Raw genomic sequence first — 23,474 nt, forward strand, 5'->3', positions numbered from 1 at the left:
CCGGTTCTGATCTATCTGGGGTCTGCCGGCGGGAATTCCAGTGCGCAACACGTGATGTTGAGCGGACCGGAGCGGGCAGAGTCAGACCATGCGGATCACATCCTTGCTGATGGCCAGAACATACCCGCGCTTGGCGATGTTCTTGACCAGCAGCTCGCTGACCATCTGATTGCCCAGCGTGTCCCGCAGCCGCTTGATCCGGGTGGCGCCGGCAGCTTCCTCGCAATCGGCTGAAGTGCGGCCCGAGATGACCGCCTCGATCTCGGCCCCCGACAGCACGTCGTCGTCCAGCCGGGCCTCGGCCAGGACCGACAGGGTTTCCATCGCGGCGGGCGTCAGCTTGAACCCCATATTGTTCAGATAGACGGTGTTTTCATCGCGGCTGATCAGCAGTTCATTCACCTGGATGCCAGACCGTTCAATCTGCGCCATGCGGCGGTTCAGCATCACCAGCATGCCCAGCACCGCCAGCGCTGCCACCATCATAGCGGTTGCAAAGACCAGCAGCACGAAAATCACCATCCGGTAGCTGGTCAGCGTGTCGGCAAAGGCGGTGCCGGACTGGGCCAGGATCTCCAGCAGCTTGATTTCGGCCTGGGCGGTCAGGTCGTTTTCGACAAACAGCCGCTCAACGCGCGCGTTGAACGCATTGGCATCCGGCAGGGTCAGCAGCAGCACCGTGCCCGCTATCACCAAAAGCGCAACGATGGCGGCAATGCCGAAGGCGATCACCCTGCTGCCGGCCGCGCGGGCCTCAGAAACGGAGATAGTAGGATCCGGCATTGGCCTTCCTTTCTTGCAGGCCTTCGGGGCCGAAGACGGTCAGGACATTTAAAAGCTTCCATCCATCGGACGCGATGCGCGCCTGGATCTCGCTGCGGGCGGCCTGTTTCTGGCAGGCGCCTAAAAGCTGGATCACACCGTAATGCAGACGCAAGGGATTGTCCTGCTTGGCCTTGTAATCGGCAAAGCATTCGGCGGCCTGAGCCGGGGTGGAAAGCGCCAGAAGGGCGGCCGCGGCAGCGGCAATCAGAAGGTGCTGTTTCATGAAGGCATCCTGCGGTTCTGCGGCGTGAAATTCAATAACCGCAGGGGGTTGGGCAGGCTGATATCTGATAACAACAGGCCGATATTGCGTGTCCGGCGCGGGCGGAAGCAGGCTGGGGTCATCAAGGCGCATTGGCTGCGCGACAATCCATTTCTGAGAAAGGTCCCGATATGGCCCGGACATCCCGCCCGCAACCGCACCGCAAATTCATTGCTTTGATCGTCGCCGCATCCATTGCCATCACCGGGTTCACGGCGGCCCCCGCCCGCGCCGATGAAGACGTTGCAAAGATCCTCGGCGGCTTGGCGCTGCTGGGAATCCTTGGCGCTGCCATCAAGCATTCAAGGGATAAGGATGACAATGCGGTGACCCATAACTACACGCAGCCCCCGCACAACCATTCCCATGGCGGCCACACTTACCGGGGCTATGGCCGTGATGACAGGTATGTGAAACCGCTGCCGCCCCGGGTGCGCCGCTATGACCTGCCGTCCCAGTGCCTGAAATACTTCCCGCGCTACAGCCGCACTCATCCGCTGGTCGGCAAGGGCTGCCTGGAGCGCAGCTATGGCCACACCAAGGCGCTGCCGCAGTCTTGCCGGGTGACGTTCTGGAACGGCCAGCGCCATCGCACCGGATACAAGCCCGGGTGCCTGAACAGCCACGGCTACCGGCTGGTGCGGCGCTGAGCCAAAGCGCAGATTCGAGCAGCAGCAAACTGGGGGGCTTCGGCCCCCCCTTTTTTCGCCGCGGCCCTTGCATAACCGGCGGCCATTGGCTTTGTCGGGCGCATGACACAGCCAGACTACAGCCTAGAAGCCGCCGCCCTTGCCCAGGGGCATCTGAGGATTGCCGGAGTGGATGAGGTGGGCCGCGGGCCGCTGGCCGGGCCGGTGACGGCCGCGGCAGTGGTTCTGGACGGTGCCGCGATCCCCGAGGGCCTAAACGATTCCAAGAAACTGAGCCTGAAAAAACGCGCGGCGCTGGAAGGCCTGATCCTGTCCTCCGCGCAGACGGCCATTGCCCACGCCACGGTGGAAGAGATTGATTCCCTGAATATTTTGCGCGCCTCCCATCTGGCGATGGAGCGCGCGGTGGCGGCGCTGGACCCGGCGCCGGATTACCTGCTGATCGACGGCAATCTGATCCCCAAGGGGGTGGTCTTGCCCTGCGAAGCGGTCGTCAAGGGGGATGCCAAATCGCTGTCGATTGCGGCGGCGTCGATCATCGCCAAACTGGCACGCGACCGGATCATGGTGGATTTGGCGCAACAGTTCCCCGGATATGGCTGGGAGAAAAACGCAGGCTACCCCTCGAAACAGCACCGCGAGGCGCTAGTTCAACTGGGTGTGACCCCACATCATCGGCGCTCCTTTAAGCCGGTACACAACATCTTGTATCAAGAGTGAACCGTAAGGCGTTGTTGTAATAAACAAATTGACCTCGAATCCGCGATGACTCATCCTGTGGACAACCTAATGAGCGCAAAAATGCGCCGCGGTTATGAGGCAGAGCAATGAATAAAACCATGACAAAGGGCGCGGCAGCGCTCCCTTTAAACACGATTATTGGCGGGGACTGCATCGAGGCGATGAACAGTCTGCCGGCCAATTCGGTCGATCTGATCTTCGCGGATCCGCCCTATAATCTGCAGCTGAAAGGCCAGCTGCACCGCCCCGACAACTCCAAGGTCGATGCCGTGGACGATCACTGGGACCAGTTCTCCAGCTTTGCGGCCTATGACCAGTTCACCCGCGAGTGGCTGAAGGCGGCGCGCCGGGTGCTGAAGCCGAACGGCTCGATCTGGGTGATCGGCTCCTACCACAACATCTTCCGGGTCGGCGCGCTGCTGCAGGACGAAGGCTACTGGGTGCTGAACGACGTCATCTGGCGCAAGTCGAACCCGATGCCGAACTTCCGCGGCAAGCGGTTTACCAACGCGCATGAGACGATGATCTGGGCGTCGAAGTCGGAAGGCGCGAAATACACCTTCAACTACGAAGCGCTGAAGGCGCTGAACGAAGGCATCCAGATGCGCAGCGACTGGGTGCTGCCGATCTGCACCGGCCACGAGCGGCTGAAGGACGAGAACGGCGACAAGGCGCACCCGACGCAGAAGCCGGAATCGCTGCTGCACCGCATCCTGGTTGGTGCGACCAACCCGGGCGATGTGGTGCTGGATCCCTTCTTCGGCACCGGCACCACCGGCGCAGTGGCCAAGATGCTGGGCCGTGAATTCATCGGGATCGAGCGCGAGGAAGCCTACCGCAAGGTGGCGGAAAAGCGGATCAAGGCAGTGCGCAAGTTCGACCGCGAGGCGCTGGAGGTTTCCGCCAGCAAGCGCGCGGCGCCGCGGGTGCCGTTCGGCCAGCTGGTGGAGCGCGGCATGCTGCGCCCGGGCGAGGAGCTTTATTCGATGAACCGCCGCCACAAGGCCAAGGTGCGGGCAGACGGCACCCTGATCGGCGACAACATCAAGGGCTCGATCCATCAGGTTGGGGCGCATCTGGAAAATGCGCCGTCCTGCAACGGCTGGACCTACTGGTGCTTCAAGCGCGACGGCAAGACGGTGCCGATCGACGTGCTGCGCCAGCAGATCCGGGCCGAGATGCAGAACTGAAGACCACGGGTTCCGAACACAGCAGTCTATTGCAGGTGCCTGCGCGCATGCGCAGGCGCACACCTTGCCCCGCCTGTTCCAGGCGGGGTTTTTTGCATTGATGCGGCCCGATGCGCTATTCCCTGTGCCGTGCCGGGCCGTTATCTGAAGTGCCGCAACTGCAGCAGCCCGCGGGCAGGGGGGAAAGCCGATGACCGATACCGCCTTTGCGTCCGGAACCAGCGCCGTTCAGGCGGCGGAGCGCGGCAGCTTGCAGCGGGCCTCATCCGCCGAAAGCAAGTTTGCGGAGGCGGCGCTGGATGCGCACAAGCGGCGCGGGCTGCAGCTGGCTGTGCGGGCCCGCTGGATTGCACTGCCTATTATTGCGATTTTCATTGTCTTCCTGAACCCGGTCTGGAGCGTGCTGTATTACCACGGGATCCTTGCGCTCTTGTGCCTCAATGGATGGTTCATCAGCCGGGCGGGCAAAGTCGGCAGGTCGCGGGTAGAGCTTTTCCTGATCTTCCTCGACCTTCTCATCATGACCTACGGCCTGGTCGTGCCCAACCCCTTCGACAGCCGTGTCATACCGGTGGCCATGCAGTACAGGTTCGACAATTTCCAGTATTTCTTTATCATCCTTGCGGCTGGCACCATGGCCTATTCCTGGCGCACGGTGATTGCGATCGGCACCTGGACGGCGATGATGTGGCTCAGCGCGCTGGCCCTTGTGTGGTGGTTCTCCAGCCCGGTTCCGGGGCTCTCGGAAGCGGTGAACACGGCCCTAGGCTTTAGTCCGGAACTGGCGGAGTTTTTTGATCCAAACAGTTTTGTTGTGCGGCTGCGGGTGCAGGAGGCGGTGGTCTTTGTGCTGGTGGCGGTGACGCTGGGCTTTTCGGTGCGCCGGTTCAACGGGCTGCTGCGGCGCAATGCCAGCCTGACGCGGGAGCGGGCCAACCTGTCGCGCTACTTTTCGCCCAACGTGGTGGAGCAGCTGTCGCAGAACGACGAGCCGCTGAAACAGGTGCGCAGCGAGAACGTGGCGGTGCTGTTTATCGACATCGTCGGCTTCACCCGGCTGTCAGCGGGGATGGAGCCGCGGGCGGTGATCGATCTCTTGCGCGAATTTCACGGCCGGATGGAGCGCGAGGTGTTCCGCCACCACGGCACGCTGGATAAATACCTGGGCGACGGGCTGATGGCGACCTTCGGCACGCCGGTGTCGGGGGTGCGGGATGCCAGCAACGCGCTGGCCTGTGCCCATGCCATGCGGGCGTCGCTGGCAAAGTGGAATACAGAGCGCATCCGCCAGGGCAAGCCGGAGATCCGCGCCGGGATCGGCATCCACTATGGCGCGGCGCTGCTGGGCGATATCGGCGCCAACCGGCTGGAATATGCGGTGATCGGCATGACGGTGAATGTTGCCGCCCGGCTGGAGAGCCTGACCCGCACGCTGCAGGCCAGGATCGTGGTCAGTGAAACGCTGGCGCAGCAGGTCAGGGCAGAACAGGCAGAGCCGGGCCTGCTGGACGGTGCCACCCGGCACCCCGGCCAGGAGGTGCGCGGGCTGGATCAGCCGATGACCGTGCTGGCCTGGGGCTGAGCCTTAGCGCGGAAGCGGATTCTCGGCCTTGTTATAGGCGTGCCAGTCGGTGATTTCGGGGTAATACCGCTGCCGCCAGCGGCGCACGCGGGGGTTCATCACCCGGCGCCACAGGGGAGGGATCATCGCGGCGATGGTCATCACCGGGTAGCCGTAGGGCAGCTGCGGTGCGTCGGCCTCGGTATAATTCTGCAACAGCGGAAAACGCCGGTTCGGCTTGTAATGGTGGTCAGAATGGCGCTGCAGATTGATCAGCAGCCAGTTCGATGCCTTGTGCGCCGCATTCCACGAATGGCGCGGCTGGACGGGCTCATACTTGCCATCGCCCAGATGCTTGCGGGTCAGCCCGTAATGCTCGACATAGTTGACCACCTCCAGCTGCCAGATGGCGGTGCCTGCCTGCACCAGGAACAGCAGCACGCCGGTCACGCCGCCCAGCAGCAGCGCAAGCAGCAGCATGGCTGCCTGCAGCGCCCAGTAGCGGAAGAACGGGTTGGAGCGGTCGGTCCAGGGGCGGTTTTTCTTCGCCAGCTTCTCCTTCTCGGCGCGGAAGGCGGAATGCCAGCACTGCCGCAGCACCCGCGGATAGAAGCGGTGAAAACCCTCGTTGTAGCGCGCAGTGACCGGATCGCGCGGGGTGCCGACATAGCGGTGATGCACCAGCAGATGCTCCGACCGGAAATGCGAGTAGAGCACCATCGCCAGCAGGATATCCCCCAGCCAGCGCTCGGCCCGGCTGGACTGGTGCATCAGCTCGTGGCTGTAGTTGATGCCGACAGCGCCGGTCACCACGCCGACGCCGAAAAACGCGGCGAACTTTTCGAACCCGTTCAGGTGTTCCGCGCCGCTGACATACCAGATCAGCCCGAACAGCGTGAGGAACTGCAGCGGCACCCAGGCCGCGGTCAGCGCCTTGTACCACTTCAGATCGCTGTCCGGCGTCTGGGGATCGGCGTTTTCCAGGTTAAGCCCGAACATCCCGTCCAGAACCGCAAACAGATGCCAGGTGACCAGCGGCGGCAGCAGCAGCGCCCAGCCCCCCTGCAGCGCGCCGAACCAGACCAGCGGCAGCAGCAGAAAGGACATCCAGAATGGCAGGGCGCTTTGCCAGCGGGCAAGGGTTTCGGGGGCAATCATGCCGGGGTCTCCCAATCAGTCAGCGCGCGTCTGCGCTGACCCTAGGCCCAAAGATCTGAAAACCCAAGTGGCAGGCAGCCTGACCTAACGCCCCCTGTAGAGGTCAAAGGCCTTGCGCATCACCGTGGGCAGGCTGGCGGGGCGGAACCCGTGGCGGGGGATCAGTTCCTGCGCAGGGTCCGGATTGAACCCTTCTGGCAGCTCCGCCGTCATCACCTGCAGGATCAGGTGGAAGTGGGTGAAAGTATGGCGCACCTCGCCGCCCAGATCCTGCCAGTCTGCCGCAAAGGGGGGATTGGGGGCAGGGGCCTCGTTCCACTCCGACCCCGGCCAGCCCAGCATACCGCCCAGCAGCCCCTTGTCCGGGCGCCGTTCCAGCAGCCAGGTGCCGGCCGCGGATTCGGCCAGGTAAACGATGCCGTAGCGGGTGGGTTTTGGCTTTTTGGGTGTCTTCTTGGGCAGCTCAGGGGCCGTGCCCGCCACCCGCGCCGCGCAAGGGTCCCGCCAGGGGCAGATGCCGCAGGCCGGGCTGCGGGGGGTGCAGATGGTGGCGCCCAGATCCATCACCGCCTGGGCATAGTCGCCGGGCCGCCGGGCCGGGGTCAGCTCCGCCGCGCGCTCCTTCAGCACCGGTTTCACCTCGGGCAGCGGATCATGGATGTCATGCAGCCGGGACATCACCCGTTCGACGTTGCCGTCCAGTACGGTCTCCGGGCGGTCGAAGGCGATCGAGGCGATGGCAGCAGCGGTATAGGGGCCGATACCGGGCAGCTTGAGCAGCCCCTCGTAGCTGCCGGGAAAGACGCCCTCCAGTTCACCTGCCACCGTGCGGGCGCATTTCAGCAGGTTGCGGGCGCGGGCGTAATAGCCAAGGCCTGCCCATTCGCTCATCACGTCGGCGTCCTCTGCCGCGGCCAGATCCAGCACCGTCGGCCAGCGGCTGGTGAAGCGCAGGAAATACTCCCGCACCGCGGCCACGGTGGTTTGCTGCAGCATCACCTCGCTCAGCCAGACCTTGTAAGGATCGGGGCGGATACCGGTGGCGCGCTCTGCTGGGCTGACGCGCCACGGCATTTCGCGGGCGTGGATATCGTACCAGGCCAGCAGCTCTCCGCTCATCTCCGCTGCATTGCTGTTCAAGTCACGCATTCGTTATTCCCTGGCATTCGGTTAGGCTGGCACCTGTACTCGGGCTCTTTACAATAGGGTACGCAGTCGAGCAAAAGCTAGATCATGGCATTCAGGCGCAGCACAACACGCGGGTTCGCACGAACCTCCAAGCTTCTCAATGAGCAGATCCGCAAGGCGGGGGAGAGCCGCGGCTTCGCGGTATCCCGGCTGCTGACCCATTGGGAAGAGATCGCAGGCCCGGATATTGCCGCGATGGCGCGGCCGGTGAATGTCGGCTATGGCCGCGGCTCCTTTGGCGCCACGCTGACGGTGCTGACAACCGGGGCCAACGCGCCGATGCTGGAGATGCAGAAGGAACGCCTGCGCGAGCGGGTGAACGCGGTTTACGGCTTCAACGCCATCTCCAAGGTGCGGATCACGCAAACGGCACCGACGGGATTTTCCGACGGCCGCGTGGAATTCAAATATGCCCCCAAGGTGCAAGCGCCGCTTCAGCCGGACCCGCAGGATGCGGCGGAGGCCAGCAAGGCAGCCGAAGGGGTGGAAAACGACGATTTGCGCGCCGCCCTGGAACGTCTGGGGCGCAATGTGCTGACAAAACAGAAAACGCAAGGAAAGGGGTTCAAATGACCCGTCTCATGTCTGGTGTGTTTGCCGCTGTTGCGGTTGTGGCGGGCGGTTATGCCCTGACCGGTTTCAACAGCCAGAGCAATCTGCCGGAAAACCCGCTGGTCGGCGCCGCCTTTGCGCAAGAGGCCGAGGTGGACACCTCGACCATCACCGAGATGACCCTGGGGGCTGAGGATGCGCCGGTCACGCTGATCGAATACGCGTCCTACACCTGCCCGCATTGCGCCAATTTCCACAACACGGTCTTCAAGCAGCTGAAGAAAGACTACATCGACACCGGCAAGGTGAAGTTCATCTACCGCGAGGTCTATTTCGACCGCTACGGGCTGTGGGCGTCGATGATTGCGCGCTGCAACGGGCCGGACAAGTTCTTTGGCATCTCCGACCTGATCTATAAGGGCCAGTCCGAATGGGCACGCGCCGGCGGTGCGTCGGAAATCGTTGACGAGCTGCGCAAGATCGGCCGCCTGGCGGGGCTGGAGAACGAGCAGCTGGAAGCCTGCCTGCAGGATGGCGCCAAGGCGCAGACCCTGGTGGCATGGTACCAGGAGAACGCGACCGAGCACGGCATCGAGTCGACCCCGTCCTTCATCCTGAACGGCGAAAAGATCTCGAACCAGTCCTACGAGGAGTTCAAGAAGCTGCTCGATGCAGAGCTGGAAAGCTAAGCCAGCACCGCTGCAACAATGGCAAGCCCGGGCCTGTGCCCGGGCTTTTTTGTTTGAGGGGGCACGGCGAAACCCGTGGCGGCTCAGGGCGCAGGCGCGGCTTTCTTCAGCAGGTCTTTCAAGGCGCCGTCTCCGGCAACCTGCAGCCGCACCGGCAGGGTGATCACCTTGCGGCGGAAGCTGGCGGGCAGGCGCACGGCATCCTTTTCGGTGGTGACCAGCTGGGCGCCGCGCAGCTGGGCCTCATTTTCCAGCCGGGTCAGCAGCGCCGGGGTCAGCGGCTGATGATCGTCCAGCGCCTCGGCCCGGGCGATATCCGCCCCAAGGCTGCGCAGGGTGTCGAAGAATTTCTGCGGATGGCCGATCCCGGCAAAGGCCAGCACGCGGGTGCCGGTCCAGGGCATTCCGGTCTGCAAGGGCTCCAGCGCGCCGGTGAAATGCGGCAGGCCCTGCAGCTTGCCGCCCCAGGCGGCGGCGAATGTCTGCTGGGCCGCCTCCGGCCCGATCGACAGAACAGCATCGGCGCGTTTCAGCCCGGCGGCCACTGGCTCGCGCAGGGGACCGGCCGGCAGGCAGCGGCCGTTGCCGAAGCCATGCTGTGCGTCCACCACGATCAGCGACAGGTCCTTCGCCACCGCAGGATTCTGAAAGCCGTCGTCCAGCAGGATGACCGTCGCCCCGGCTGCGGCAGCGGCCCGGGCGCCAGCGGCGCGGTCCTTGGCAACCCAGACCTCGCCAAAGGCGGCCAGCAGCAGCGGCTCATCCCCCGTCTGCGCCGCCTCATGCGTGGCGGGAAGCACCTGCACCGGCCCCTCCAGCGTGCCGCCGTAGCCGCGGGTCACCACATGCGGTTCATGCCCCTGGCTGCGCAGGGTTTCCAGCAGCCAGATCACCGTGGGCGTCTTGCCGGTGCCGCCGGCGTTCAGATTGCCCACGCAGATCACCGGCACACCGGCCGCGGCCGGGCTGCCCTTGGCGATTCTGGACGCGGTGGCGCGCGCATAGGCCCAGCCGAGCGGCGCCAGCAAGGCGGCCCGCGCATCGAATTCGCCCGGCGGCTTGTGCCAGAAATCAGGTGCCCGCATCGGTATCCTCGCGCCGGTCCAGAAGATCCTGAACCTTTTCCAGAAGTGTGTCGGTCGTGGCCGCGCTTTCGGTCACGCTTTGCCAGCCGGCCAGCGCCATCTCGGCTGCCTTGTCCGGCGCCGACATCGCGACCACCGCATCGGTCATTTCCTCCTGCGTCCGCACGGGTCGGGCAGCGCCGGCCTTGGCCAGACGCTCGTACAAGTCGCGGTGGGCATGGATGCCCGGGCCGTGCAGCAGGGCCGAGCCCAGGGCGGCGGCATCCAGGGGCGACTGGCCCTGGGCCGCGGGATCCAGGCTGCTGGCAATCAGCGCAACCGGGGACAGCCGGTACCAGAGACCCAGATCCTCGCCGCCTGTGAGCAGCACCTGGGTGAAATCGTCCGGCTCGCCGCCGGTCTCCCAGTCGGCAAAGGACAGCCCGCTGTCCTGCAGCAGGCTGCGGGCGGCGTCCAGATCCGCGTAATCGTCCAGCGCGATCACCAGCAGCAGCCGGTGCAGCAGCCGCAAGGCGCCCCGGTGGGCGTCCAGAATGCGGGACAGCTCGCTCAGCTTCACATGGGCCGCCAGCCAGACCGGGCGGCTGCCCAGGGTCTGCTGCATCGCGGCCAGCTCGTCATCGTTGCAGCCGGGCGGAATAGCGGAGACCCGCAGCTTGCCGGCCAGCTCTACCCGCTCCGCCGGAAAGCCGGTCCGGACCAGCCGCGCCTGCACGTCCTTGGACGGGGTCAGGATGCAGGCCAGCCCCTCCAGCAGCCGCCGCCGCTGGTCCGGCAGCCAGCGGCTGGCCCGGTTCGGAACCTCATCCTCCAGCAGGTCGGCCAGCAATACCCCGGTGCCCTGCTCGCGCAGCTGCCGCAGCATCACCCGCCGGGCCGGCGGGCCGGTCCAGATGCAGGCGTCCGGCTGCCAGTGCCCCAGAAACTCCCGCGCCTCCGCCTGGGTGTCTTCTGCCAGCGGGCCGACGGGAACATCGCAGCCGACGGTGCCGGTCAGCCGCAGGCCGGGCTCCCAGCTGGCCAGCACCGACAGGTCCGGGCGCAGGGTCTTCAGCCGGCGGCCGATATCGCACAGCGCCAGGTAGCGCTCCGCCGTTGTTGCGTGCACCCACAGCAGCTCGCCCCTGGGACGGGGCTGCAGCACGGATTGGCGGCTGGGAGCTGTGGTTCGCCGTTGCATCTGGTTCGATCTGAAATTTCCGGCCCAACGTATCGGCAACATGCGGGTTTGTCTGTGAAAAATTTGCCGGCGTTGCAGCCGCCTCTGCTACCGCCGCTTAAGGCCGGCCGCTGTCAATGTCCAGTGATGCCGGGGCTGTCCGGGTCCAGCGCGTCCAGCAATGCCCGGTGCAGGGCGCTGCCGCCGGCCACCACGCCGTTCAGGCGCGGGGCCGGGTTGTTGAAGCGCAAGGGGGTGCCGGTCCTGTCGGTGATGGTGCCGCCGGCCTCGCGCAGCAGCAGATCGCCTGCGGCAATGTCCCACTCCCAGCTCGGCCGCAGCGTCAGCATCGCACCGAACCGGCCGTCCGCCACCTTTGCCAGGCGGTAGGCCAGCGAGGGCCGGTAGCTGCGGATGAACGCGGGCGGGGTGCCGCCCAGCCAGTGATGCGCTTGCAGGTTGGGCTTGGCGGCCAGCACCTCTGTTATGGACAGGTCCAAGGCGGAGGAAACCCGGATCGGGGCGCCATTGCAGGCAGCGCCCTGGCCCTTGGCCGCGGTGTACATCAGCTCCCGCTGCGGCAGGTAGATCACCGCCGCCGTCACCACGCCCTTTTCCGCAACCGCAATGGAATGCGCCCAGGTGCGGGAGCCTTGGGCAAAGCTGCGGGTGCCGTCGATCGGGTCGATGATAAACACCCGGTCCCGTGTCAGCCGCGCGGCGCTGTCCTCGGTCTCCTCCGACAGCCAGCCGTAACCGGGGCGCGCCTTCTGCAGCATGTCTTCCAGCATGGCGTTCACGGCCAGGTCTGCTTCTGTCACCGGCCCCGCGCCGCCGGGCTTGTCCCAGCTCCTGGCCTCGGGACCCGTGAAGCGGCATGCGATGTCTCCGGCCAGTTCCGCCGCTTTCACAAGCAGGGGCAGGTCAGTTGCCGGCAAGTGTCATCCCCTCGGCCAGCAGCGATGGCACCACGGTGGACAGATGCGTGCGCGCGTCATTGGCCGGCACGATCCGGCGCAGCATATCGAGCAGGTTGCCCGCGATGGTGCATTCGTTCACCGGATAGGCAATCTCGCCGTTTTCCACCCAGAAGCCGGAGGCGCCGCGGGAATAATCCCCGGTGTTCGGATTGATGGTGGAGCCGATCATCGAGGTGACCAGCAGGCCGGTGCCCATCTGGGCGATCAGATCCTCTCGGCTGGCCTCGCCCTGGGTCAGCGCGATGTTCCAGGTTGCGGGCGAGGGCACCCCGCCGATGCCGCGGGCGGCGTTGCCGGTGCTTTCCAGCCCCAGCTTGCGGGCGGAGGCCAGGTCCAGCGTCCAGCCGGTCAGAACGCCATTGTCCACAACGGTGCGGCGGCGGGTCGGCAGCCCTTCGCCATCAAAGGGGCGGGAGCCGGAAATGCGCGGGCGGTGCGGGTCCTCGATGACCGAAAGCGCTTCGGGCAGCACCTGCTGGCCCAGCGAATCCTTCAGCCAGGAGGAGCCGCGGGCAATCGCGGCGCCATTGGCGGCGGACAGCAGATGCCCGATCAGGGAGGAGGAGATGCGTTCGTCGAACAGCACCGGAAAGCTGCCGGTCTTGGGCTTGCGCGCCCCCAGCCGGGCCACGGCCCGCTCGCCGGCGGTGCGGCCGATCTCCTGAGCGCTGCGCAGGTCACCCTGGAAGGTGCGCGAGTCGCCATCGTGGTCACGCTCCATGCCGGTGCCGGTGCCTGCGATCCCGGTGCAGGACAGCGACCGCCCGGTGCGCTGGTAGCCGCCGGAGAACCCGTTGGTGGCAGCCATGTGAACCGCGTGCCGGCCATAGCCCGCGGCGGCGGACTGCACCTGGCTGATGCCGTCGATCTCCTGGCAGGCGGCCTCGGCCGCCAGGGCGTCCGCCTGCAGCGCGGACGGTTCCGGCTCGCCCGAGGGGTCTTCCAGCTCCAGCGCGGCCAGGTCCCAGCCGCGGGCCAGCTGCGACGGGTCGGCAAGCCCCGCATAGGGATCCTCCGGCGCTTCCCTGGCCATCGCCACGGCGCGTTCGGCCATCGCGGCGATGGTCTCCGGGCGCATGTCCGAGGACGACACCAGCGCCTGCCGTTTGCCCACGAACACCCGCAGTCCCAGGTCTGTCCCTTCGGAGCGCTCCGCATGCTCCAGTTTGCCCTCGCGCACTTCGATGCTGAGAGAGCTGCCCTCAGCAGCCATCGCATCAGCGGCATCCGCGCCGGCCTTGCGGGCGGCGTCAATCAGGGCGTGGCAAAGCGCTTCGGGGGACTGGGTCATGGGCACCTTCTGTTCTGCTCTGTAAAAGAGCTATCCAGTGAGGCGCCTTGCCGCAAGTGCGGGCTGCAAAAAAGGGGCCGCGCATGGCAGCCCCTTTTAAGTACCCGTCAGGGTTTGACGGTTATTTGATGCGCTGGCCGTTGGCGTGGATCTGGCCATCCTCGGAGATTTCGATCTTCGAGGTCAGGGTGTCCTCAGCCTCGCCCGGCACTGCCAGCATACCCATCATCATGCGCGCGCCCATGGCGTCGCCCTCGGTGATCAGGCCCATCTGGATCAGCTTGTCGATCAGGGCGTTGGCGCCGGTCAGCTTGAGGTTGGCCTCGCCCGCGGGGGCAGGCACCCCGTCAAAGCTGGTCAGATCCTCGTTGTTGAAGGTGAAGTCGCCGGTGCCGGTCAGCTCAGCGCCCGCGGCGGACACCTGCAGCTGATTGACGGTCAGCGCATGCAGCTCGCCCGGCTGTTCCTCGCCCTTCTCCAGGGCTTCCATCGCTTCCGGGTCGAACATGTCGAACAGCACCTTGCCCTTGCCGGCCAGGTCCAGAACGACGGTAGCCGGGTCATGCGGCAGCTGGCCGGTCGGATCGAACATCCCCCACAGCATCTCCGGCAGCGCAAAGTCGCGCAGGGTGACGCCCAGGGCGAAATCCTGCTCTTCCTCGGATTTGGCAAGCGGTATCATCAGGTTGAACCCGGCTTCCGCCATGCTGATCGCCAGCGGGAAGGGGATCTCGGACCCGGTGATGTTCACATTGGTGCCGCTCTGCGACACGTCATAGGTCAGGTGCTTGTTGTCCATCGCTATGGCGACCGAACCGCCTTCGGAGCTGCTCTCCATGGCAAAGCTTTCGCTGCCCTCCTGGCCGGAAATGGAGCCTTTGCCGCCGGCAAAGGTAAAGGTGCCGTCAAAGGCAAAACCGGCCTCCAGCAGCGCTGCCATGTCGGGGGCGTCGAGGCCCGTTGGAACGGTGCTGGTGCCCTTGAAGCTCAGCCCTTCCAGCGCGCCCTTGAAGGACCCGTTGCCGTTGCTTTCCGGGTCGTTGAACCCCATGTCGTAGCTCAGGCTGGAGGCGGACAGCGACTGTTTGTAGGTGCGCACCTCCGCGATCTTCATGTCGGTTGTGGTGGTCACATCGTTCAGGGTGACCTGCGCATTCGCCACGCCGTCCGGAACCGCCTCGCCATCGGCGGCCAGTTCAGCCAAAGTCACGGTGACCTTGGACGACCTGTAATCATAGCTCATGTTCTCGGTATCGCCGGCCACCGTCAGCGGCGCGCCGTCATGGGTGTAGAGCAGCTTGCCCGAAAATTCTTCGCCGTCGCCAGAGAACTCAAACCCGACCGGGAATTCCGCAGGCAGCAGCAGGTTGACGGTGCCGTCGCCGTTTTCCACGAACTTGATTTCCGGGAGGCTGACGGTGCCGGACCCGTCCTCTTCGGGGATCGGCATGACCATAGACACATCGGAAACGGTCAGGGTGCTGCCGGAAATGGATTCGGTGCCGGACACGGTGTAGCCGGTGCTGGTCAGGTACGCTTTCCACTCGGCCCAGACGTCCTGAGCGCTGAGATCGGCGAGGGCGCCCTGGGCTGAAACAACCAAAATTGCCGCTGCGGCACCGCCGCGCGCAAAAATTCGGGACATTAGAGAACCTTTCTCTGTGAGATAATTGAAATCATCGTCGGCCCGGCGGGCGGTGCCGTCAAGGGGGCCTTGGGCTGGACCGCTCCCCTTAACCGCTTTACCACTTGGGACAGCAGCCACTTGGAGGGACAGCGGATGGATTTCAATGGAAAAACAGTTGTAATTACAGGGGCCAGCCGCGGCATCGGCGCGGATGCGGCCCGGGTGTTTGCCGCTGCCGGGGCCAATCTGGCCTTGCTGGCAAGGAGCGGCGCGGCGCTGCAGGAACTGGCGGCGGAAATCGGCGGGAACGTGCTGACCTTCGCCTGCGATGTGGCTGACTATGCCGCGGTGGCGGCGGCGCTGTCGGAGACGCACCGGAAATTCGGCAGCCTGGATGTTCTGATCAACAATGCCGGCGTGATCGAACCGATCGCCAGGCTGGAGGCGGCTGAGCCAGACGACTGGGGCAAGCTGATCGACATCAACGTCAAAGGCGTGTTCAACGGGATCCGGGCCGCGCTGCCGCTGATGAAGCCCGCGGGCGGCGGCACCATCATCACCGTCAGCTCCGGCGCTGCGCACCGCCCGCTGGAGGGCTGGAGCGCCTATTGCACCTCCAAGGCGGGTGCGGCGATGCTGACCAGCGCGCTGGACCTGGAGGAGCGCGAAAACGGCATCCGCGCTATGGGCCTGTCGCCGGGTACGGTGGCAACCCGGATGCAGCGCGAGATCAAGGCCAGTGGCATCAACCCGGTGAGCGCGCTGGAGTGGGAAGACCACATCCCGCCGGAATGGCCAGCCCGGACGCTCTTGTGGATGTGCACGGCCGACGCTGACAATTATATCGGCGAGGAAGTCTCCCTGCGGGAAGACAGCATCCGCCAGCGGGTCGGACTGGCATGATCGGGCTGGACATCGCGGACAGCGGCCTGTGGACCATCACCATCAACCGCCCGGACAAGGCCAATTCGCTGACCGGCGCGATGCTGACCGAGCTGGCAGAGATCGCCGAGCGCGCGCAGGAGGCGCGCGGGCTGATCCTGACCGGCACCGGCAAGGTCTTCAGCGCCGGTGCCGACCTGGACGAGGCACGGGCCGGTCTGGCGACTTCTCCGGTGTGGGAGCGGCTGTCGAATGCGATGGCCGCCGTGCCCTGCCTTAAGGTCGCTGCGCTGAACGGAACCCTCGCGGGTGGCGCCAACGGCATGGTGCTGGCTTGCGATATCCGCCTTGCCGTGCCGTCGGCCAAGGTCTTCTATCCGGTGATGAAGCTCGGCTACCTGCCGCAGCCCTCGGACGCGGGCCGGATGGCGGCGCTGATCGGGCCTGCGCGCACCAAGATGATCCTGGCGGCAGGGCAGAAGATCACCGCGCAGGAAGCCTATGATTACGGTCTCGTCGACCGGATCGTGGAGCCGGACGCGCTGATGGCCACCGCGCAGGACCTGCTGGCGCATTCGCTGGCGGCCAAGCCGGAGACCGCCGCCGGGATCCTGAGGATGTGCCGGTGAAGCGGCTGTCCGGTGTGAAGCTGCAGGTGCAGGATCTCGAACGGCTGGCCCGGTTCTATTCGGATGTGCTGGGCATGACGGCGCGCAGCGGCAACGGCGGATGGCGCGCAGGCTATGCAGGGGCGGACGCCGATCTGGTCCTGCAGCCGGGCGGCCGCCCGGTTCCGCATTCACGGGAGGAGCGGTATTGGAAAATCGGCATCTGCCTGCCCGATCTGGACACCGCCTGCGAACAGCTGCGGCAGAAGGGGGTAGAGGTCTCTGCCCCGCACCAGTTCCGCGACATCGGCTATATGGCGCATCTGCACGATCCCGAAGGCTTTGCCATCGAGCTGCTGCAGCATGACTTCCAGGGCAAACGGCCCGACGGGGCGGGCGACCCGGCGCTGCCGCTGGGCGGCGGGGCGCATCTTGGGCAGATCACCTTGCGCACCGGCGACATCGCCGCCGAACTGGCCATGCACTCGGACATGACGCTGCTGGCGGTTCAGGACGTGGCGGAGTTCGGCTTTGACCTGCATTTCCTGGCCTATACGGAGGAAACCCCGCCGGATCCCGATCTGCGGGCTGTGGCAAACCGGCCCTGGCTGTGGAAGCGGCCGTATACGACGCTGGAATTCCAGCATATTGCCGGGGCCGACCTGCGCGACAGCCCGGCGTTTCTGGGGCTGGAGATCACCTAGCGCTTGCGCCGCTTGCCGGGCACGCGGGAACGGAAGCCCGGCGGGCGTTTCTGCACCCAGACGATGAACTTGGCCAGCCGCGGGTGTGTTTTCAGCGCTTCCGGGGTGCTGTACTCGCGGGCCAGTTCTGCCTCCGTCAGCGTCGCGTGGATCTCGCGGTGGCAGATGTCATGCAGCAGCACGGTCGGCCCGCCCTTGCCTCCTTTCAGTTTTGGGATCAGATGGTGCAGGCTTTGCGGAACGCCGTCGGGAATGGGACGGCCGCAAAGCGGGCAGACCGGATCGGACATGTGCGGGCCTCTTGCGGTTTCGTGCGCTGAATAGACACGCTGGCGGCGGGCGCTGGCAAGGGGATGGCATGACGGAAACGTGGGACGCAGTGGTGATCGGCGCCGGGCCTGCAGGTCTGATGGCGGCAGAGGAACTGGGCCGCGCCGGGCACCGGGTGCTGGTGATCGAGGCCAAGCCGTCGGTTGCGCGCAAGTTCCTGATGGCGGGCAAGTCCGGCCTGAACCTGACCAAGGATGAGCCTTTTGAGCAGCTGATCACGCATTATGGCGGCGCAGCGGACTGGCTGGCACCGATGATCCGCGCCTTTGATGCGCAAGCGGTGCAGGATTGGGCACTGGGGCTGGGGAGCACGTTGTTCACCGGATCGACGGGCCGGGTGTTTCCCACGGTGATGAAGGCCTCGCCGCTGCTGCGCGCCTGGCTGGCGCGGCTGGACGGGTACGGTGCTCAGATCCGCACCCGCTGGCGCTGGACCGGCTGGGACGGCGCTGCGCTCGCCTTTGAGACGCCGGAGGGGCCGCAGCGGATCGGGGCCGGGGCCGTGGTTCTGGCGCTGGGCGGCGCCAGTTGGGCTCGGCTCGGCTCGGACGGGGCATGGGTGCCGCATCTGCGTGAAAAGAGCGTGAAAACCGCGCCGTTCCAGCCGGCCAATGCGGGTCTGCTGGTGGAATGGTCCGCGCATATGAAGCCTCAGTTCGGCCAGCCGCTGAAGGGCATTGCCCTGCGCGCCGGCAGCCTGGCGTCGCGCGGTGAGGCGGTCATTTCGGAGCGCGGCCTGGAGGGCGGCGGCGTTTATTCCGTCTGCGCGGCGGTCCGGGAGGGTGCGGTTCTGCAGATGGATCTGCTGCCGGACATGGATGCGGCGGAGATTGCCAGCCGCCTGTCCCGGCCGCGCGGCAAGGCGAGTTTTTCCAACCATCTGCGCAAGGTGCTGAAGCTGGGACCCGCGCGAACGGCGGTGTTGCAGGAATTCGGGCGACCGCTGCCGCAGGATGCGCAGACCCTGGCGCAGCTGATCAAGGCGCTGCCGGTGCAGCACGCAGGCTTGCGCCCGATGGATGAGGCGATTTCCACCGCAGGCGGCGTCTGCCGCGGCGCGCTGGAGGACACCCTGATGCTGAAACAGCTCCCCGGCACGTTCTGCGCCGGGGAGATGCTGGATTGGGAAGCGCCCACCGGCGGCTACCTTCTGACCGGATGCCTGGCGACCGGGCGCTGGGCGGGCCGGGCGGCGGCGGCTTACTTGGCGAGTGCCGCGACCCGCTGAAAGGCAGGGCGCTCCCGCATCCGCTTGCCGTAGTCCTGGATCTTCTCGCCCTCGACCGGGAATTTGGCGCTGCGCGCCCAGTTCAGGCAATGGGTGAAGATGATGTCGGCGATGGTGAAGTCCTCGCCCATCAGGAAGGGACCGGTCATCTTGTCCTCAAGCCGCGCCAGATTGTGGCCGAACTCCCATTTCAGGCTGCCTTTCACCTCCGGCACCCGCTGTTCCTCGGGCAGGATAAAGCTGTGGCGGGCCGCGGCCCACAGGACGGCGTCGAACTCGTCCAGCAGCAGATGGGTGATCGCGTCCTGCTTGGCGCGGGCCACCGTCCCGGCGGGCGCTGTCAGCGCGCCGTGCTTGTCGGCCAGATAGGTGATGATGGCGGTCGAATCGGTGATGACCTCCCCCTCTGCCTGCAGCACCGGCACCTTGCCCGAGATATTCAGCGCCTGAACCTCCGGGCTGCGGGGGCCGTGCGGGTGGAGCTCATAAGGCTCGCCAAGCTCTTCAAGCGCCCAGAGCACCCGGAAGGTGCGGGTGAGCGGCATGCCTGTGACGGTGTACATCATCTCTCTCCTGTTCATGTGCGGGTAAGATGCGCCGCCGGCGGAGGCGGATCAAGCGGGACGGCGCGCCGCCGGTTCAGCGGGCGCGGCCCAGCATTGCCAGCCGGATCAGCGCCCGTTCCATCAGCGCCAGCGCCGGGGCGGTCTGGCCGGCAGACCGCAAGGCCAGATCGGTGTCGGTGATGATGGTCAGCGCGGTTTCCAGCCGGTTCGCGCCCCAGTTCTGCGCCTGCCGCAGCATCCGGTCGCGGCGCTTGCCATAGAGCGGCGGGCGCAGATGGCCGATGCCCTGGGCCGGGCCGCCGGGGGCGGCTGCGATGGTGTAGAGCGTGCGGAAATGCCGTGTCGCGCCGATGCACAGCGTGACCGCGTTGGTGCCCTGCGCCTGCAGGCGGCGGATCAGCGGGCCGATTTCGGCGCTGCGCCCCTCGGCCACCACGTGCAGCACGTCATCCAGCGCGGCTTCGGTCGATTGCGGGGCAACGGCGGCGATATCCTCCAGCGCCAGCGGGCTGCTGTCGCCGTGTTTGTACAGCGCCAGCTTCTCGATCATGCGGGAGAAGTCGCCGGGGCCGGTGTCATTGGCGATATCGGTAAGCGCCGACATGCTGTCGGCGGGCACGCCGCGGATGCCGGCCTCGCCGAGGATGCGTTCGATCTCGGCCCGCGAGGGCGGATCATCGTAGATGCCCGCGGCGTAGGCGTTGTTGTGGCCCTCAAACGCCTTGCGCAGTTTGGACGTGGCCTTGAGCTGCCCGGCAGTGACAACGATCTGGGCATCGCCCGGCTGCCATTCCTCCAGCGCTGCGGTGATGGCAGGCGTGGCCGTGTCGTTGGCGCCCTCGACAAAGACCGCCCGGATGCCGGGAAAGAACCCGACTGCCTTCACCGCATCCAAAAGCTGGGCCGGATCCTTGCGCAGGTCTGCGCCGGGCAGGCGGCTCAGGCGCATCTCTTCCTCGGCGCCGGGGCCAAGCAGGGTGGCCAGCACCTGCTGCCGCTTGAGCGACACGCGCATGGCGTCGGCGCCATAGATCAGGATGCCGGTTTTGCCCGGATCGGGCTTGGCGAAATACCCGTCTGCCTCGCGCGGGGAGAGCTTCATTCTGCCGGCGCGGAGAGATCCGCAGTTGCCAGGATCTGTGTCGTGATCTGGTCTGCCAAAATCACCATCAGCCGCTCATGCGCGTCGCGCTCGCCCGCCAGCGTTTCCACGGTGGAGCCGGTGGCGGAGTAGCCGGTGAAGTTCCGCACGGTGCCGCTGGAGACAATATTGCCAGCTGACAATCGTGTTAGGGAATAGTTAACCGTTCCGATCACCGAATAGCGGGTGATCTCATTTCCGGCGGTGATTGCCTGCCCTTCTTCCTGGGTGCTGAGCGTCAGATCCAGCCGGTAGTCCGGGCTGCCGCCGCGGCCCAGCCGCTGTTCCAGGTTCTGCACCAGGAAATAGGCGTCGGTGCCGGTGGCGCCTGTGATCTCCTCGGGTGCCTGAACCGCGATCCGCCCATGCAGCGCGGACCCGGTGCCGCCGGGAGCGTACACCGGGGTAAAGCCGCAGGCCGCTGCCACCAGGGGCAGGGCCAGCAGCAGGGTTCTGCGGTTAAGCAACGACATTCACGATCCGGCCCGGCACAACGATCACCTTCTTCGGAGCGCTGCCATTCAGCGCCTTTTGCACAGCTTCATGCGCGAGGGCCAGTTTTTCAACCTCTGCCTTGTCCAGATCCTTGGCGACCTCAATTTCGCCGCGGCGCTTGCCGTTGATCTGGATCGGCAGGGTGACAGTGTCCTCGACCAGCATCGCGTCGTCCGCAACCGGCCAGGGTGCTGTGGCGCACAGGCCTTCGCCGCCCTGATGGTTCCAGATGTCCTCTGCCAGGTGCGGGGTCATCGGGGACATCAGCTGCGCCAGCGTCATCACCGCCTGGCGCTGCACCTTATAGCTGGCCTTGGATTTCGACAGCGTGCCGGTGAAGGCGTAAAGTTTGGCAATCGCGGCGTTGAAGCCGAAGGAATCGATGCCCAGCGTCACGTCGCGGATGCACTTATGCATCTCGCGCAGCAACTCCTCGTCGCCTTCGCCATCGGCGTTGCGGTCCATCTCCCCGATCCGGTCGCACAGGTTCCAGACCCGGTTCAGGTGCTTGTGCGCGGCCTCGGCACCGGAAGCGGTCCATTCCACGTCCCGCTCGGGCGGCGAATCGGACAGCACGAACCAGCGCGCGGTGTCGGCGCCAAAGGACGAGATGATGTGCAGCGGGTCCACCACGTTGTTCTTGGACTTCGACATCTTGGCGGAGGGGATGATTTCCACCTCGGTGCCGTCCTTGAGGAAGCCCTTGCCGTCCTTCAGTTCCACTTCCTCGGGGTAGTGGTAGACCGGGCGGTGATTGCCGCCGGTGGTCTTGTAGATCGCGTGGGTCACCATGCCTTGGGTGAACAGCGCGTCAAACGGCTCCTTCGATTTCTCCGGCAGGTGGCCGCAGATGTGCATCGCGCGGGCAAAGAAGCGCGAGTACAGCAGGTGCAGAATCGCGTGCTCGATGCCGCCGATGTACTGGTCGACGTTCATCCAGTATTCGGCCTCGGCCATGTCGGTCGGGGTTTCGGCGCGCGGGGCGGTGAAACGGGCGAAATACCAGGACGAGTCCACGAAGGTGTCCATGGTGTCGGTTTCGCGCTGGGCCGGCTTGCCGCAGGACGGGCATGCGCAGTCGCGCCAGGTCGGGTGGCGGTCCAGCGGGTTGCCCGGAACAGAGAAGTCGATCGGTTTGCCGCCCTCATCATAAGGAAGCGCAATCGGCAGGTTCTCTTTCTTCTCCGGCACCACGCCGCAGTCTGCGCAGTGGACCACAGGGATAGGGCAGCCCCAGTAGCGCTGGCGGGAGAGGCCCCAGTCGCGCAGGCGGTATTTAGTGACGCCTTGGCCCCAGCCGGCCTTTTCCGCGAAGTCGACGGTGGCGTTGATCGCATCTTCGCCGGTGGCCTCGGTCAGCCCGGCGAAATGATCCACCCAGCGGACCTTTTCGGACTTCGGCGGCACCAGGGCCTCGGTTGCGACCGGCGCGTCCTCATCCAGTGCAAAGAAGGCGTTGGTGACCGGCAGGTCATACTTGCGGCAGAAATCCAGGTCGCGCTGGTCATGCGCCGGGCAGGCAAAGATCGCGCCGGTGCCGTAATCCATCAGGATGAAATTGGCGATCCAGACCGGCAGCTCCCAGTCGGGGTTCAGCGGATGCTTCACGCGGATGCCGGTGTCATAGCCCAGCTTCTCCGCCGTTTCGATGGCTTCCTCGGTGGTGCCGCCCTTGCGGCACTCGGCAACAAACGCTGCAACCTCTTCCGATTCGGCCTCCAGCGCCTTGGCAACCGGGTGATCGGGCGAGATGCCGACGAACGATGCCCCCATCAGCGTGTCCGGGCGGGTGGTGTAGACCTCGATCGGCGCGCCGCCGTCGGTGCGCTCGAACGAGAACTGCAGGCCGCGCGACTTGCCGATCCAGTTTTCCTGCATCAGGCGGACCTTGGCGGGCCAGTTTTCCAGGGTGTCCAGCGCCGACAGCAGCTCTTCGGAGAAATCGGAGATCTTGAAGAACCACTGGGTCAGCTCGCGCCGCTCCACCAGCGCGCCGGAGCGCCAGCCGCGGCCGTTCTCGACCTGCTCGTTGGCCAGCACGGTCATGTCGATGGGGTCCCAGTTCACCACCGCGTTCTTGCGGTAGACCAGGCCCTTTTCCAGGAAGTCGAGGAACAGCGCCTGCTGCTGGCCGTAATATTCCGGGTCGCAGGTCGCGAACATGCGGCTCCAGTCCAGCGACAGGCCCAGCGGCTTCATCTGCTCGACCATCGTGTCGATGTTGGAGTACGTCCAGTCCTTGGGGTGTCCGCCGGACGCCATCGCGGCGTTTTCGGCGGGCATGCCGAAGGCGTCAAACCCCATTGGATGCAGCACGTTATGGCCGGTCGACAGCTTGTAGCGCGCGATCACGTCGCCCATCGTGTAGTTGCGCACATGGCCCATGTGCAGTTTCCCCGACGGGTAGGGGAACATCTCCAGCACATAGTACTTGGGCTTGCCGCCGGTTCGCTTGGCCTGGAAAATTCCGGCCTCGTCCCAGGCTTTCTGCCATCGTGCTTCGATTTCAGGAGCTATGTAACGCGGCATCAGAGCGGTCCTTTGCATGAAAACGCCGGGCAA

Annotated in this window: 24 protein-coding genes; 10 read left to right on the plus strand and 14 right to left on the minus strand. The window is 65.6% G+C overall.

What is annotated here, in order from left to right:
* Positions 1-81: 81 nt before the first annotated feature.
* A complete protein-coding gene (locus B2P87_RS17880) occupies positions 82-783 on the minus strand; it encodes a winged helix-turn-helix domain-containing protein (protein ID WP_058285282.1) in 702 nt (233 codons plus the stop codon).
* Positions 755-1,048, minus strand: coding sequence for a hypothetical protein (locus B2P87_RS17885; protein WP_141892137.1), 294 nt, complete (start codon positions 1,046-1,048; stop codon positions 755-757). The genes B2P87_RS17880 and B2P87_RS17885 overlap by 29 nt, the downstream gene beginning before the upstream one ends.
* Positions 1,049-1,218: 170 nt before the next feature.
* On the opposite strand from B2P87_RS17885, the gene B2P87_RS17890 reads away from it, so the two are divergent.
* The 4 genes from B2P87_RS17890 to B2P87_RS17905 all read left to right on the plus strand — a co-directional run bounded on the left by B2P87_RS17890 (position 1,219) and on the right by B2P87_RS17905 (position 5,250).
* Positions 1,219-1,737, plus strand: coding sequence for a hypothetical protein (locus tag B2P87_RS17890; protein WP_141891776.1), 519 nt, complete (start codon positions 1,219-1,221; stop codon positions 1,735-1,737).
* Between the two features lie 102 nt (positions 1,738-1,839).
* Positions 1,840-2,457 (plus strand): ribonuclease HII, encoded by a 618-nt coding sequence (locus tag B2P87_RS17895; protein WP_141891777.1) that lies wholly within the window; start codon positions 1,840-1,842, stop codon positions 2,455-2,457.
* Positions 2,458-2,564: 107 nt separating this feature from the next.
* Positions 2,565-3,668 carry a site-specific DNA-methyltransferase gene (locus tag B2P87_RS17900; RefSeq protein ID WP_058285285.1) on the plus strand — a complete coding sequence of 368 codons (1,104 nt, stop codon included), beginning with the start codon at positions 2,565-2,567 and terminating at the stop codon, positions 3,666-3,668.
* Positions 3,669-3,858: 190 nt separating this feature from the next.
* Complete coding sequence (locus tag B2P87_RS17905) at positions 3,859-5,250, plus strand: adenylate/guanylate cyclase domain-containing protein (protein WP_141891778.1); 1,392 nt, start codon at positions 3,859-3,861, stop codon at positions 5,248-5,250.
* Positions 5,251-5,253: 3 nt separating this feature from the next.
* On the opposite strand, the gene B2P87_RS17910 is transcribed toward B2P87_RS17905, so the two are convergent.
* Positions 5,254-6,387: an alkane 1-monooxygenase gene (locus tag B2P87_RS17910; protein ID WP_141891779.1), complete on the minus strand. Its 1,134-nt coding sequence runs from the start codon at positions 6,385-6,387 to the stop codon at positions 5,254-5,256.
* A gap of 84 nt (positions 6,388-6,471) precedes the next feature.
* Entirely contained in the window at positions 6,472-7,536 is a 1,065-nt protein-coding gene (locus B2P87_RS17915) for an A/G-specific adenine glycosylase (protein ID WP_141891780.1), read from the minus strand.
* Positions 7,537-7,620: 84 nt separating this feature from the next.
* On the opposite strand from B2P87_RS17915, the gene B2P87_RS17920 reads away from it, so the two are divergent.
* Positions 7,621-8,148 (plus strand): DUF721 domain-containing protein, encoded by a 528-nt coding sequence (locus B2P87_RS17920; RefSeq protein WP_058285289.1) that lies wholly within the window; start codon positions 7,621-7,623, stop codon positions 8,146-8,148.
* On the plus strand, positions 8,145-8,816 hold the full coding sequence (locus B2P87_RS17925) for a DsbA family protein (protein WP_141891781.1): 672 nt from the start codon (positions 8,145-8,147) through the stop codon (positions 8,814-8,816). The genes B2P87_RS17920 and B2P87_RS17925 overlap by 4 nt, the downstream gene beginning before the upstream one ends.
* Positions 8,817-8,899: 83 nt before the next feature.
* Here B2P87_RS17925 and lpxK read toward each other — a convergent pair whose 3' ends face one another.
* The 5 genes from lpxK to B2P87_RS17950 all read right to left on the minus strand — a co-directional run bounded on the left by lpxK (position 8,900) and on the right by B2P87_RS17950 (position 14,976).
* Positions 8,900-9,901, minus strand: a complete 1,002-nt coding sequence (gene lpxK, locus B2P87_RS17930; protein ID WP_141891782.1) for a tetraacyldisaccharide 4'-kinase — start codon at positions 9,899-9,901, stop codon at positions 8,900-8,902.
* Complete coding sequence (locus B2P87_RS17935; protein WP_141891783.1) at positions 9,888-11,081, minus strand: 3-deoxy-D-manno-octulosonic acid transferase; 1,194 nt, start codon at positions 11,079-11,081, stop codon at positions 9,888-9,890. Before B2P87_RS17935 ends, lpxK begins: the two co-directional genes overlap by 14 nt.
* 113 nt (positions 11,082-11,194) lie before the next feature.
* A complete protein-coding gene (locus tag B2P87_RS17940; protein ID WP_141891784.1) occupies positions 11,195-11,998 on the minus strand; it encodes an inositol monophosphatase family protein in 804 nt (267 codons plus the stop codon).
* Complete coding sequence (locus tag B2P87_RS17945) at positions 11,985-13,331, minus strand: TldD/PmbA family protein (protein ID WP_141891785.1); 1,347 nt, start codon at positions 13,329-13,331, stop codon at positions 11,985-11,987. Before B2P87_RS17945 ends, B2P87_RS17940 begins: the two co-directional genes overlap by 14 nt.
* Before the next feature lie 121 nt (positions 13,332-13,452).
* Positions 13,453-14,976, minus strand: a complete 1,524-nt coding sequence (locus tag B2P87_RS17950) for a DUF2125 domain-containing protein (RefSeq protein WP_141891786.1) — start codon at positions 14,974-14,976, stop codon at positions 13,453-13,455.
* Between the two features lie 135 nt (positions 14,977-15,111).
* Here B2P87_RS17950 and B2P87_RS17955 point away from each other — a divergent pair, with 135 nt between their 5' ends.
* Genes B2P87_RS17955 through B2P87_RS17965 form a run of 3 tightly spaced genes read left to right on the plus strand, consistent with a single transcriptional unit; the run spans position 15,112 to position 17,152 of the window.
* A complete protein-coding gene (locus tag B2P87_RS17955) occupies positions 15,112-15,861 on the plus strand; it encodes an SDR family oxidoreductase (protein WP_141891787.1) in 750 nt (249 codons plus the stop codon).
* On the plus strand, positions 15,858-16,469 hold the full coding sequence (locus B2P87_RS17960) for an enoyl-CoA hydratase/isomerase family protein (RefSeq protein WP_141891788.1): 612 nt from the start codon (positions 15,858-15,860) through the stop codon (positions 16,467-16,469). Before B2P87_RS17955 ends, B2P87_RS17960 begins: the two co-directional genes overlap by 4 nt.
* Positions 16,466-17,152: a VOC family protein gene (locus B2P87_RS17965; protein WP_244940755.1), complete on the plus strand. Its 687-nt coding sequence runs from the start codon at positions 16,466-16,468 to the stop codon at positions 17,150-17,152. The genes B2P87_RS17960 and B2P87_RS17965 overlap by 4 nt, the downstream gene beginning before the upstream one ends.
* On the opposite strand, the gene B2P87_RS17970 is transcribed toward B2P87_RS17965, so the two are convergent.
* Positions 17,149-17,442 (minus strand): HNH endonuclease, encoded by a 294-nt coding sequence (locus B2P87_RS17970; RefSeq protein ID WP_141891790.1) that lies wholly within the window; start codon positions 17,440-17,442, stop codon positions 17,149-17,151. The genes B2P87_RS17965 and B2P87_RS17970 overlap by 4 nt on opposite strands.
* A 68-nt stretch (positions 17,443-17,510) precedes the next feature.
* Here B2P87_RS17970 and B2P87_RS17975 point away from each other — a divergent pair, with 68 nt between their 5' ends.
* Positions 17,511-18,710, plus strand: a complete 1,200-nt coding sequence (locus B2P87_RS17975) for a TIGR03862 family flavoprotein (RefSeq protein WP_141891791.1) — start codon at positions 17,511-17,513, stop codon at positions 18,708-18,710.
* Here the strand turns inward: B2P87_RS17975 and B2P87_RS17980 are convergent.
* The 4 genes from B2P87_RS17980 to leuS all read right to left on the minus strand — a co-directional run bounded on the left by B2P87_RS17980 (position 18,683) and on the right by leuS (position 23,441).
* Entirely contained in the window at positions 18,683-19,273 is a 591-nt protein-coding gene (locus B2P87_RS17980) for a glutathione S-transferase family protein (RefSeq protein WP_141891792.1), read from the minus strand. The genes B2P87_RS17975 and B2P87_RS17980 overlap by 28 nt on opposite strands.
* Positions 19,274-19,349: 76 nt before the next feature.
* Positions 19,350-20,378, minus strand: coding sequence for a DNA polymerase III subunit delta (holA, locus tag B2P87_RS17985; RefSeq protein ID WP_141891793.1), 1,029 nt, complete (start codon positions 20,376-20,378; stop codon positions 19,350-19,352).
* Positions 20,375-20,890 carry an LPS assembly lipoprotein LptE gene (gene lptE, locus B2P87_RS17990; protein ID WP_141891794.1) on the minus strand — a complete coding sequence of 172 codons (516 nt, stop codon included), beginning with the start codon at positions 20,888-20,890 and terminating at the stop codon, positions 20,375-20,377. Before lptE ends, holA begins: the two co-directional genes overlap by 4 nt.
* Positions 20,877-23,441 carry a leucine--tRNA ligase gene (leuS, locus tag B2P87_RS17995; RefSeq protein WP_141891795.1) on the minus strand — a complete coding sequence of 855 codons (2,565 nt, stop codon included), beginning with the start codon at positions 23,439-23,441 and terminating at the stop codon, positions 20,877-20,879. The genes lptE and leuS overlap by 14 nt, the downstream gene beginning before the upstream one ends.
* Positions 23,442-23,474: the final 33 nt, after the last annotated feature.

Source organism: Leisingera sp. UBA4491, from assembly GCF_002388965.1.
GTDB classification, from domain to species: domain Bacteria; phylum Pseudomonadota; class Alphaproteobacteria; order Rhodobacterales; family Rhodobacteraceae; genus Leisingera; species Leisingera aquaemixtae.